Annotated in this window: 9 protein-coding genes; 4 read left to right on the top strand and 5 right to left on the bottom strand. The window is 67.3% G+C overall.

Annotation, left to right across the window (positions count from 1 at the left end):
* Positions 1-280: 280 nt before the first annotated feature.
* Together ABD210_RS03345 and ABD210_RS03340 are read left to right on the top strand one after the other, a co-directional pair.
* Positions 281-913 (top strand): winged helix-turn-helix domain-containing protein, encoded by a 633-nt coding sequence (locus tag ABD210_RS03345; protein ID WP_344108536.1) that lies wholly within the window; start codon positions 281-283, stop codon positions 911-913.
* Positions 914-1,000: 87 nt separating this feature from the next.
* On the top strand, positions 1,001-2,176 hold the full coding sequence (locus ABD210_RS03340) for a threonine synthase (protein WP_344108534.1): 1,176 nt from the start codon (positions 1,001-1,003) through the stop codon (positions 2,174-2,176).
* A 224-nt stretch (positions 2,177-2,400) separates the two neighbouring features.
* Here the strand turns inward: ABD210_RS03340 and ABD210_RS03335 are convergent, their stop codons facing one another.
* Positions 2,401-4,389, bottom strand: a complete 1,989-nt coding sequence (locus tag ABD210_RS03335; protein ID WP_344108532.1) for an alpha-1,4-glucan--maltose-1-phosphate maltosyltransferase — start codon at positions 4,387-4,389, stop codon at positions 2,401-2,403.
* Positions 4,390-4,731: 342 nt separating this feature from the next.
* Between ABD210_RS03335 and glgP the strand changes: the two genes are divergently transcribed.
* Entirely contained in the window at positions 4,732-7,338 is a 2,607-nt protein-coding gene (gene glgP, locus ABD210_RS03330; protein WP_344108529.1) for an alpha-glucan family phosphorylase, read from the top strand.
* 146 nt (positions 7,339-7,484) lie between these two features.
* Here the strand turns inward: glgP and ABD210_RS03325 are convergent, their stop codons facing one another.
* From ABD210_RS03325 to ABD210_RS03310, 4 genes are all read right to left on the bottom strand, one after another.
* Positions 7,485-8,387: a transglutaminase-like domain-containing protein gene (locus ABD210_RS03325; protein WP_344108527.1), complete on the bottom strand. Its 903-nt coding sequence runs from the start codon at positions 8,385-8,387 to the stop codon at positions 7,485-7,487.
* Positions 8,384-9,223 (bottom strand): MerR family transcriptional regulator, encoded by an 840-nt coding sequence (locus ABD210_RS03320; protein WP_344108525.1) that lies wholly within the window; start codon positions 9,221-9,223, stop codon positions 8,384-8,386. Before ABD210_RS03320 ends, ABD210_RS03325 begins: the two co-directional genes overlap by 4 nt.
* Positions 9,224-9,262: 39 nt before the next feature.
* The gene (locus tag ABD210_RS03315) at positions 9,263-10,048 is read right to left on the bottom strand and encodes an SGNH/GDSL hydrolase family protein (protein ID WP_344108522.1); all 786 of its coding nucleotides are present in this window, start codon (positions 10,046-10,048) and stop codon (positions 9,263-9,265) included.
* Between the two features lie 118 nt (positions 10,049-10,166).
* Positions 10,167-10,334 carry a hypothetical protein gene (locus ABD210_RS03310; protein ID WP_344108519.1) on the bottom strand — a complete coding sequence of 56 codons (168 nt, stop codon included), beginning with the start codon at positions 10,332-10,334 and terminating at the stop codon, positions 10,167-10,169.
* A gap of 700 nt (positions 10,335-11,034) precedes the next feature.
* On the opposite strand from ABD210_RS03310, the gene ABD210_RS03305 reads away from it, so the two are divergent.
* Positions 11,035-12,021 carry a PLL family lectin gene (locus ABD210_RS03305; protein ID WP_344108517.1) on the top strand — a complete coding sequence of 329 codons (987 nt, stop codon included), beginning with the start codon at positions 11,035-11,037 and terminating at the stop codon, positions 12,019-12,021.
* Positions 12,022-12,140: the final 119 nt, after the last annotated feature.

The following is a 12,140-nucleotide window of genomic DNA, read 5'->3' as shown; positions in this document are numbered from 1 at the left end:
CACTAGTACGACCCCGAGTCGGCCCCCGAGCCAACTTGCAGAGGTGCAAAGGGGTTCGCGTGGTCCAGGTGTGCTGAACCGGTTCGGCGAACGCACCGTGCCCCCCAGGTCGCGGCGTGTTACGCCACGAGCCCGATCTGGACCTTATGTGTCAGAGAAAGGTCTGAACAAGCACACCTGGTGAGCAAGATGTCACCGCGAGTTGGCTAGTTCGAGGCAAGTTCGGGCACTATTTGGCAATGTGTTGACGATTAAAGGCAGAGGTTGACATCGTGATCGGATGGTCACCGCCCGTGTCCCCGCCCCCGAAGACGGCGCGATCGATCTCACCGGATCAGCTCAGCAGCCGTTTCCCCTGCTCATCGCCGTGTCCGCTTCACTGGAGGAGCGGGTCCGCCTGGCCGAGCTCGTCGACGATGTGGCTCCGCTGTTGCTCGTGTCCAGCCTCGACGAGTTGCGCAAGTTGATCACACCCGCGCAGCAACCGCCGCCCGCTCCGCCTGGACAGCCCGAACCACCTGAGCCGGAGGCCGTGGTTGAGCCCGTCTCGAGGAAGGTGCCGGACCGGCGTACGAGGTCGGGTGGCCGCGGGGCCGACGTACTGACGATCGATTCGGCGCGGTCCGTCGCACAGTGGCAGGATCGGGAGGTTCCGTTGACCGATTTGGAGCACGATCTGCTCACGCAGTTGATGGCGGCGTCGCAACGGGTGTGGACCTACGAGGCGCTGCACCACGCGGTCTGGCGGAGCCGGCACCAGCGCGGCACGGCCGACGTGCACTCGCTGGTGAAACGGCTCCGGCGCAAGCTCGACGAACTCGGTACCACCGTCACGATTGACGCCGTCCGCGGCACCGGCTTCCGCCTCACCGACCACCAGCGCCCCTCGATGACGGGACTCCGCGCCGGCTGACCACCCTTGCGTCCGAAGGACTGCGGGGCGGGCCCCTCACCTCTTCGGACGCAAGCAAGCAGCACCAGCGAGGTAGCCTTTGACCTTGTGCGCTTCTCAGCTTTGAGTCACCTCGACTGTCCCAAGTGCGGCCTCACCTACTCCCCGGATCAGATCATCGGGCTGTGTACGTGCGGCTCGCCGCTGCTGGCCCGGTACGACCTGGACGAGGTCCGGGCCGGTCTCACCAAGGAGGAGGTGGCGGCGCGACGACCTGACCTCTGGCGGTACCACGAACTCCTTCCGGTCCGGTCCGCGGAGAACGTGATCAGCCTGGGGGAGGGGATGACCCCGCTGCTCGCGCTACCGGCGTACGGGCGGGAGCTCGGCGTGGACGGCCTGCTGATGAAGGACGAGGGGCTGATCCCGACCGGCACGTTCAAGGCGCGCGGGGCCGCGGTGGGAGTCTCCCGGGCGGCCGAGGTCGGCGTACGGAAGATCGCGATGCCGACGAACGGGAACGCCGGGTCGGCGTGGGCGACGTACGCGGCACGGGCCGGGATGGAGGCGCTGATCGCGATGCCGATCGCGGCGCCGGAGATCTGCCGGCGCGAGGTGAAGGTCGTCGGTGCCGAGCTGAAACTGATCGACGGGCTGATCGGGGACGCGGGCGCCTGGGTGCGCGAGCAGTTGGCGACCCGCGAGGGATACCAGGACGTGTCGACGTTGAAGGAGCCCTACCGGATCGAGGGCAAGAAGACGATGGGCCTGGAGATCGCCGAGCAGCTGGGCTGGAAGCTGCCGGACGTGATCCTCTACCCGACCGGTGGTGGTGTCGGGCTGATCGGGATCTGGAAGGCGCTGGCGGAGTTGGCCGCGCTGGGCTGGGTCGAGGGGCCGATGCCGCGGCTGGTCGCGGTACAGGCGACCGGGTGCGCGCCGATCGTGCAGGCCTGGGAGAAGGGCCTGCCGGAGAGCGAGGCGTGGGTGGACGCCCGGACCGTTGCCTTCGGCATCACCGTGCCGAAGGCGCTGGGCGACTTCCTGGTCCTGCAGGCGATCGCCGAGACCGACGGGTGCGCGGTCGCCGTCGAGGACGACGAGATCCTCGCGGCTCAGCGCCGGGTCGCAGAGCTGGAGGGCTCCTTCATCTGCCCCGAGGGCGCGGCCAACTTCGCCGCCGTAGGCCGGTTACGCGAGTCCGGCTGGATCAAGGCCGACGACCAGGTCGTCGCCCTCAACACCGGAACGGGCCTGAAGTACCCCGAAACCGTCCCGCTCTGAATCACCGCTGCGCCGAATCACCGCTTGCGTCCGAACAACCGTGGGGCCTGACCCCCGGTCGTTCGGACGCAAGCGCCGGGGAAAGACGCAGCGCCGGGGAAAGCGCAGCGCCGGGGGAAGACGCAGCGCCGGGGAAAGCGCAGCGCCGGGGGAAGACGCAGCGCCGGGAAAGGCGCAGCGCCGGGGAAAGACGCACCCGGGAAGACGTGGCGCCGGGGGAGTCGTCAGGCCTGGCCGCGGCGGACGGCGAGGATGTGGGCCGGCTCGCCGTTCGGGTCCAGGCGGATGTAGTTCTGCTGGCCCCAGCGCCAGGTCGCGCCGGTGATCTCGTCGTACACCGTGAAGGTGTCTTCGGGTCGCATGCCGAGCGCGGCCATGTCCAGGTGGACCAGGGACTCGCGGACCGAGTGCGGGTCGGTGTTGACGACCACGATCACGGTGTCGCTGTGGCCGTCGGGTCCGGTGACCCGCTTCGAGTAGCAGCTGATCGCCTCGTCGTCGACCGAATGCAGGGTGAGGTTGCGCAACTGCTGCAGGGCGGGGTGCCGGCGACGGATGTTGTTCAGCAGGGTCAGGTACGGCGCGAGGGTGCGTCCCTCGGCGGCGGCTGCATCCCATTCGCGCGGGCGGAGCTGGAACTTCTCCGTGTCCAGGTACTCCTCGGATCCCGGCCTCAGCGCGACGTGCTCGAACAACTCGTACCCCGCGTAGACACCCCAGGCAGGTGAGGCGGTGGCGGCGATCGCGGCGCGGATCTTGAACGCGCCCGGCCCGCCGTACTGCAGGTACGCCGTCAGGATGTCCGGCGTGTTCACGAAGAAGTTCGGCCGCAGGTAGTGCCCGGTCTCCTTGGTCAGCTCCTGCAGGTATTCCTCCAGCTCCCACTTCTCGTTGCGCCAGGTGAAGTACGTGTACGACTGGTGGAACCCGACCTTCGCGAGCTCGCGCATCATCGGCCGCCGGGTGAACGCCTCGGACAGGAACACCACGTCCGGGTCGGTCTTGCGGACCTCGCCGAGCAACCATTCCCAGAAGTTCACCGGCTTGGTGTGCGGGTTGTCGACCCGGAACACGGTGACGCCGTGGGAGATCCACAGCTTCACGATCCGCAGCACCTCGGCGTAGATGCCTTCGGGATCGTTGTCGAAGTTGATCGGGTAGATGTCCTGGTACTTCTTCGGCGGGTTCTCGGCGTACGCGATCGAGCCGTCGGCGCGGACGTTGAACCACTTCGGGTGCTCGGTCACCCAGGGGTGGTCCGGCGAGGCCTGCAGGGCCAGGTCGATCGCCACCTCGAGGCCGACCTCGCGGGCGCGGCCGACGAAGTAGTCGAAGTCCTCGAAGGTGCCCAGCTCCGGGTGGATCGCGTCGTGGCCGCCCTCGGCCGAACCGATCGCCCACGGCGACCCGGGATCACCCGGCTTCGGGTCGAGCGTGTTGTTCGGGCCCTTGCGGAACGACCTGCCGATCGGGTGGACCGGCGGCACATAAAGCACGTCGAACCCCATGCCCGCAACGGCATCCAGCCGCTTCGCCGCAGTACGGAAGGTGCCGGAGGTCCACTGCCCCGTGCTTTCGTCGTACGTCGCACCCTCGGAGCGCGGGAAGAACTCGTACCAGCTGCCGAACAACGCGAGCTCCCGGTCCACCCACACCGGGAACGTCTCGGAGGAGGTGATCAGCTCGCGCACCGGGTACCGGCCCAGCGCCGAGCGGACCTGCGGCGAGATCCCCGCGGCCAGTCGCGCCTCGGGCGGCAACGCGCCGTTCGCCAGGGCCTGGGCGGCATCGCTCAACGTACTGCGATCCACCCGGACCGCCGGCGGTACTCCGGCCGCGGCGCGGTCGAAGAAGGCGGCTCCCTCGGCGAACATCAGGTCGACGTCGATGCCGGCCGGGATCTTGATCTCCGCGTTGTGCCGCCACGTCCCGTACGGGTCGCTCCAGCCCTCGACCGCGAAGGTCCACGCGCCCTGCTCCTGCAAGGTGACGTCGACGGTCCAGCGGTCCGTGCCCTGCCCGACCGGGGTCATCAGCATCCGTCTGGTCTGACCCTTCGGCGACGTCAGTACGACGTTCGCGTTCACCGCGTCGTGTCCCTCGCGGAACACCGTGGCCGCGATGGTGAACGTCTCGCCCACCGACGCCTTGGCCGGATACGCGCCGGCGTCGACGGTCGGGGTGACCTCGGTGATCGGGATGCGCCCAGTCATGGAGTAAACGAACCTTCGCTTTCCGACTAGCGGGGACAAGTGAGTACAGCACTGACGTTATCGGTTCCCAAGGCTGCGCCGCGCCATGCACACACCGTGCACACACCGTCCCCGCCCAACCGCGCCGGTCACCTGTACACCGTCCCCGGCCCACCGACACCAGTCTGGGGGAGCGGTCGCAGCTCGGTCCATCGTCCGGGCCAGCCGCGGTCCACACTACGGAACTTGGGGTCGGGCCGGTCCTGTGGGTGTAGTGGTCTGGTCCTGCAAGATCTTGCTCGCGTTGCAAGATCGATGCATGCCGAGGGTGCTGTCGCTGGCCCGGGCCGGTACGGTGTCTCGGTGCGAGCGATACGACGATTCTCCGTCCGCCCTGTCCTGCCCGAGCCGCTGACCGGTCTCGGCACCCTGGTGAACAACCTTCGCTGGGCCTGGCACCCCGAGACGCAAGATGTCTTCGAGGCTGTCGACGCCCAGCTTTGGCGCAGCACCGGCGGTGACCCGGTCCGGCTCCTCGCTGAGGTACCGGCGGCCCGGCTCGACGAGCTGGCGAACGACCATGCATTCCTGCGCCGGCTAGAGCTGGCTGTGGCCGACCTGACCGGCTACGTGACCGACGACCGGTGGTTCCAGTCCGAGGCCGGTACGCCGGTGAACTCGGTGGCCTACTTCTCCCCGGAGTTCGGCATCACCCACGTGCTGCCGCAGTACTCCGGTGGCCTCGGCATCCTTGCCGGCGACCACCTCAAGGCGGCGAGCGATCTCGGTGTCCCGCTGATCGGGGTCGGCCTGCTCTACCGGCACGGCTATTTCGTCCAGTCCCTGAACAGCGAAGGCTGGCAGCAGGAGCGCTACCCGCTGGTGGACCCGGACGGTCTGCCGATCAGCCTGCTCCGCGACGGCCGTGACAGCAGCAACGCGCCTGCCCTGGTCACGGTGACGCTGCCGGGCGGCCGCGAGCTGCACGCGCAGGTCTGGATCGCCCAGGTCGGCCGCGTCCCCTTACTGATGCTCGACTCCGACATCGAGGAGAACGAGCCCGCCGAGCGTGAGGTCACCGACCGCCTGTACGGCGGTACGACGGAACACCGGCTGCTGCAGGAACTCCTGCTCGGCGTAGGTGGCGTGCGCGCAGTACGGACCTACTGCCGGATCACCGGTCACGCCGCGCCCGAGGTGTTCCACACCAACGAGGGCCACGCGGGATTCCTCGGCATCGAGCGGATCCGCGAGCTGGCCGCGGAGGGCCTCGACTTCGACACCGCGCTCGAGGTGGCCCGCGGCGGCACCGTGTTCACCACCCACACCCCGGTTCCGGCCGGTATCGACCGCTTTCCGGTCGAGCTGATCCAGCAGCACTTCTCTCCGGACACCTTCGGCGAGGGTGTGCCGATCGACCGGATCCTCGCCCTGGGCGCCGAGGACTTCGAGAACGGCGACCCGAGCGTCTTCAACATGGCGATCATGGGACTGCGGCTGGCGCAGCGCGCGAACGGCGTCTCCAAGCTGCACGGCGTGGTCAGCCGGGGCATGTTCGCGGGTCTCTGGCCGAGCTTCGACCCGTCCGACGTGCCGATCACCTCGATCACCAACGGCGTGCACGCCCCCACCTGGGTCGCGCGCGAGATCGCCGGGCTGACCTATGCGAACGCCGACCAAGGCGACTCGGAGGGCATGTTCGAGGGTCTGGACAAGACCACCGACGCGCAGTTGTGGGAGACGAAGCGGATCCTGCGGCAGCGCTTCATCGACGACACCCGCCGCCGGGTGCACGACTCCTGGGTGAACCGGGGCGCGAGCGAGGCCGAGCTCGGCTGGGTCGACTCGATCCTCGACCCGGACGTGCTGACGATGGGATTCGCCCGCCGCGTCCCGTCGTACAAGCGACTCACGCTGATGCTGCGTGACCCGGAGCGGCTGAAGGCCCTGCTGCTGCACCCGTACCGGCCGATCCAGATCGTCATCGCGGGTAAGGCGCACCCGGCCGACGAGGGTGGCAAGAAGCTGATCCAGGAGATGGTCCGGTTCGCCGACGACCCCGAGGTCCGGCACCGCATCGTCTTCGTGCCCGACTACGACATCGCGCTGGCGCAGCCGATGTACCCGGGCTGCGACGTCTGGCTGAACAACCCGCTCCGGCCGTACGAGGCCTGCGGCACGTCCGGCATGAAGGCGGCGCTGAACGGTGCGCTCAACCTGTCCATCCGCGACGGCTGGTGGGACGAGTGGTACGACGACGAGTTCGGCTGGGCGATCCCGTCCGCCGAGGGCATCGAGGACACCGACCGGCGCGACGACCTCGAGGCGCACGCGCTGTACGACATCATCGAGAAGCAGGTCGCGCCGCGCTTCTACGACGGTGACGTGCCCGGCCGCTGGATCGAGATGCTCCGGCACACGATCAAGGAGCTCGGCCCGAAGGTGCTGGCCACCCGGATGGTCCGCGACTACGTCGAGCGGCTGTACGTACCGGCCGCGCACTCCTCGCGTCAGCTCAACTCGACGTTCGAGGGCGCGCGCGAACTGGCCGCGTGGAAGAAGCGGGTCAGGGCCGCCTGGCCGCAGGTCCGGGTCGACCACGTCGAGCTGCAGGGTCTCGGCGACGTGCCGCAGCTCGGTACTACGGTCGGCATCCGCGCCTACGTCAGTCTCGGCGAGCTGACTCCCGCGGACATCGACGTGGAGGCGCTGCACGGCCGGGTGGACTCGAACGACGAGATCACCGATCCGGTGCGGGTGTCGATCTCGCTGGCCGAGACCTACGAAGGCAACCGGCATCGGTACGAGGGTGAGCTCAAGCTCGACCGCACCGGCCCGTTCGGCTACACGGTCCGTGTGCTGCCGAAGCACCCGATGCTGGCCAGCCCCGCCGAACTGGGTCTCGCCGCGGCACCGTCCGACCCGGACGACCCGGAGACTCCGGACCTGCCCGCTGGTTCTGAGTTCTGACAGTCGCCGATCCGCCGCGGACCCCGCCAGCTCATCAGGCGGGGTCCGCGCTGTCCCTATGTCGGCCCGATAGCGGGTTCTTAGGCCGATAGCGCCCTTATTTGCCGCTATCGGCCGAAAAACCTGCCATTGGACCCTCCGCGTAACTAGTTGCCTTGGGCATCGATCGGCTGGCGGGTGGTGAGGTCGATCCAGACCGGGGCCGCGCCGGTGGGGGAGTGCATTTGGACGCGGTTGTCGGGGCGCAGGTTCGGGTCCTTGGCATAGCGGGTCGCCAGTTCCTCGGTGGCGGACTCGTCGCCGGCGTCGGAGGCGATCAGCAGGGTGGCGATCTCGTCGCTGAGGTCGAGATCGGCGGGCTCATCCGGTCCGCCCATCGCACCCCAGCCGTCCCACAGCAGGACCTCGTCGCGCTGCAGATGGGCCAGTTGCAGGAACACATAGTTGCGAACGAACCAGCTGCCCCGGATCGGCAGCCCGGGGTCGACGCCGAAGTCGTCGGCGTCCACCTCGCCCGCGCGGATCCGCTGCCAGACCTCGGCGGCCGAGAGGAATGGGCCGGTCGGCATGTCGAGGCTGTCGAACACCTTTGCGTCCGCGGGATCCAGTTGCGCGTCGACCATCACCCAGCGGTCCCCGTTCCAGTACTCCGCGACGACGTGGTCGCAGTTGAACCCCTCGGCGAAGTACACCGCGAAGCCGATCCGGCTGCGCGCCGGTATCCCCTGGTGGCGCAGGGCGGAGACCGTCAGCAAGGTGTAGTCCCGGCAGCAGCCGACGATGCGATCGGCGGGCTCCCGCGGCGTCGCGAGCGGCGTACCGTTGCGCTTCTGGTCGGTCGTGAGGGCGGCCTCGATCCAGCGGTGGTTGATCTCGTCCAGCCGCTCACCGCTGAATTCGATGCCGCCGGCGCGGTAGTGGACCAGCAGGTTGCGGACCACCGCGGTCAGCTCGTGGACGTCGGTCGGCAACGCGTCGTACAGGCCGGCGTGAATGCCTGGGTCGCTGAATGCGGACTGGCTGGCGTAATCGGTGAGGTCTGTCCTCATGGTGTGGTTCCTTCGATCGGCTGGGCGATGTCGACGGCCGGCTCGTCTCCGGCGATGATGCGGAAGTCGTGGAAGTAGATCTCGCGGACCGAGCCGGTGGTCGGCCGTCCGGACCGCCGGACCCAGTCCTGGAGCAAGTCGTAGGCGAGCATGATGCGCGGATAGGCGCACTCGTCCTTGGTGATCGTGCAGTAGGCCTGGGTGTGCGGCGGCTCGACCCGGATCGCGATCGGCCCGGCTGGGTCGACCAGGCCGGTGAACGGCACGCAGATCTCGACCGTCGCCTCGCTCTCGGGCGTGACGGCGCCGTGGTAGATGACCCAGGAACCACCGGACAGGGTGGCTCCGGCGGCGAGCAGGTGCGCGCGGATCTCGTCGGTGGACGTCACGATCACGCCGATCAGGGTCTGCTGATCGGCGTCCGTCCTGATCGAGGCGACCTTCGTCTCCGGTACTTCGCGGGTCAGCACCGGGCGCGGCGCCAATCCTGGCGAGCCGGAGCGGATGAGCCGGTCGCGCAGGTACTCCAGCGTCGCCCTGCGCGCCGCAGTGGTTGCCTCCTGCGCGGCCCACCAACGGTCGAGCCGGATCAGCGCCTCCTCGTCCGTCCCGGCCAACACTTCGGCAACCGTGCCGAGGGGCATGTCGAGCTGCCGCAACACGCTGATCCGCCGAGCCCGCTCGAGCTGCTCCTCGCCGTACAGGCGGTACCCGTTCAAAGGGTCAACGCGCGCCGGCGGCAGCAACCCAGACACTTCGTACAGCCGCAATGCCTTGTGCGAAAGGCCGGATCGCCTCCCGAACTCGCTGATCGTCAGCTCGCCCACCTGGTTCATGCCCGCCAGTCAACACCCTGCCCCTGGGGCAAAGTGAAGTCATTGATCCTGGAGGGCCGTCCGGGGAAGCGCGGCGAGTACGGCGTCGGCCTGGTGCCGGTAGCCGACGTCGTTGGGGTGGAATCGGTCAGCAGCGAACTGCCCGCGCCAAGGCCGCGCGAAGTGACGGGACACCTCGGCCACCGGCAGCCCTCGCCTTGCCGCCGCGGTGTGAATGGTCCTGTTCACACCGGCGACGTACGGACTGCAGAGGCCCCCGATCGTCCAGAGCCCATCCGGCAACGGCAGATCGAGGACTACCGACGAGCGTGGCAGCCGCTCGATCAACTGGCGCAACGTGGAGTGAAACCTTCTCGGCAGGGTCCCAAGGATGTCGTTGCTGCCGACGCCACAGGTCACCAGGTCCGGCTCCTGGTCGAGCTCGTGGAGCAGAGGTAGCTGCCGGGTCAGCACTTCTCTTGCCTGTGCGCCGGAGCGGGACAGGTTGAGGACCCGCCAGGGACGCGTACTCCGGGGCGCCAGCCCCGCCAGCACCTGGCCGACATAACCGTGGAGCGGTGACGACGCCCCGACCCCCTGGGCCGTCGAATCTCCGAGAACCACCCAGAGCGGACCTTCGGCCACGAGTGCGGCCTTGTTCTGCGCCTGCCAGAAGTCGGCGAAAGTCCGTGCCTGCACATCAACGAACGCGACACCGTCCAACCACCGTTGAACCGACCTCCGCGTGGTGGCGCACTCCGCATCGCCCCAGCGCAGCACGAGCTGGTGAATCACCCCGATCGGCGTGCTGTGGTCGCCGCCGCGTTGCCCTCGCCGCATGAACATCCAGAGCCCCCTCTGAACTACCGTCCGGACACCATCCGTGCGCCGTTGCGGCGGAGGCCCTTCGGTCAAAATGTGGAAACCATCGACGGTACTTCACAATCCCAAACCCCGCACCCGATCACCTGGATGCCGCCGAACTCTTGGTGGTCTCGGAACCGGACATGCACCAGTTGCATTGCCGGCCAGGGCCGAACGCCTGATCGCCGCCAAGGCGGTCGATGCCGGTGAGGAGTTCACCTTCCGCGGCGAGGTCCTGCACCGCGCCTACGGCACGCTCCGGGCCCACCGCCAAGACCTGGACCGAGGACCCGGTAACGGAGGCCCACCGTGACCTGACCGGAGAAGAGGACCGGCCAAACTCCGTCGCATCCGTGATCAACAACGGCGCGCTGAAAGATTCGGGCTAGCCGCAGGCTACGACCATTCCGACGCACGACACGCCGGTGGTCCCATAACTGGCGAAACAGGTGGCCCCCGTGAAGGTGGCAAAAGCGGCTCAAGCCGGTCCCATCCTCGTGGCGCGCGATCCCTTTGGTCAGATACCAGTCCGCCCCAATCTCGATGGACTGTGTTCCGTTCTGACACGCCCCGGTCAGTGGATGGTCGCGAGCGCGCGTCTGTGGGCGCAGAAGCGCTGTGTCCAGAACTGGCTGCTACGGCTAGCCGGAATTCGATGGTTCCGGCTAGCCGGGGGACGACATGGCCGTTGGCAACAATGCCGGTTTGATCATGTAGGCGGAACGATGAGTGTCAGTGATCTTCAACCACGAGACGAGCAGAAGCGTTAGCCTGCCGCGTTCCCTCCGGCGACAGAGAGGACGCCCTACGTCCCCCAACCGGTGGACTCTTGGAGCCCGCAGGTCATCTGGGGCAACGATGCCCTGTCGAGCGGCAACCATTTCCCGGCTCCCTGTCAGGTGCCGCGGAACACGTGCGCCGACGTTCACTGTGTCCCTTTAGGGGCCGCACTACGTAAGGAGTTCGTTATGCATACTTCTTGGAAGCGATGGCGGCTGGCGCTCATTGCCATGCTGACCGCCTTCGCGCTTTCGGCGACTTTCGCCAACTCGGCGTTCGCCGCGGAGCCGGGCGAGTGGGGGACCTGGGTCGAAGAACATGTAGGCAACCAATCTCTCGCTGCGCGCGGCACCATGAGCGAAGCCAGAAACAATGGAACCCTACTTCAGGTATGGAGGGGGGAAACCAATAACATAGTGTGGCTGTCCTTCAACAACGGTAATGCGTTCCAGTACACCAATCCCGACGGATCATCGACACAAACCTATTTCAGCCCCACGGTGGTTCCCTACGGGACAAACTCCTTCATGGTCTTCCATACCGGCACCGACGGTCGCATCTATTACGCCCAAGTCAACTCCGATGGGTCCTGGGTTGGATCGTGGACGGCCGTTTCGTGGGGGCAGCGCACTAATATGGCTGTGTCCGTCACACAGGTCGGCGCAGGGTTAACTGCGCTGTACATGGTGTACCACAGCTCGACTGACGACCGCGTATTGGGCAGCTACTGGAACGGATGGGATTGGGTTCCTGGCCAAACCTTACCCGGGGTACTGACACCCGCGGCTCCCAGCGTGACCTATAACAGGTACACCGGACTTTGGGCCGTGGCGCGAGGTGAAGACAACCAGGTCTGGATGGCTCGTTCATACAGCGGCACCGGGAATAATTGGGGCAACTGGACGGCGCAGGGCGGCAATACCTACGACTCGCCCACAGTGGCCGCCGGCAACAATGGGCAGATGCTGGTGAGTTATGTGGATCAAAACAACTACCGTACCAATTTCCGGACATACAATGCGGCTGGGCAACCTACGGGCAACTGGAGCCAGGACTCGGCCGGCTGGCAGACTGTCTACTCGGTCGGACTCTCGGTAATTTACAACAGCATATATGCCATCCTCACCGGACTGGACGGTTACGTCTATTACAAGGCGGCATACGACGGCAGTTAGCCGTAGGGGCCGCGAACGCCTCCGCGTCCTCCGCGTCCGCCGCTGCGCGCTCGCGCTGGCGTGCCCGCATCAGGCGCCGTGCTGCCCTGAGAAACAGCGTCGGCCGGTCCGGGTGTTCC

Origin of the sequence: Kribbella alba (genome assembly GCF_039529635.1) — a bacterium.
In the GTDB taxonomy this organism is placed as follows: domain Bacteria; phylum Actinomycetota; class Actinomycetes; order Propionibacteriales; family Kribbellaceae; genus Kribbella; species Kribbella alba.
Note: the sequence above shows the minus strand (reverse complement) of the source record. Positions and strands in the feature narration are given on the sequence as shown.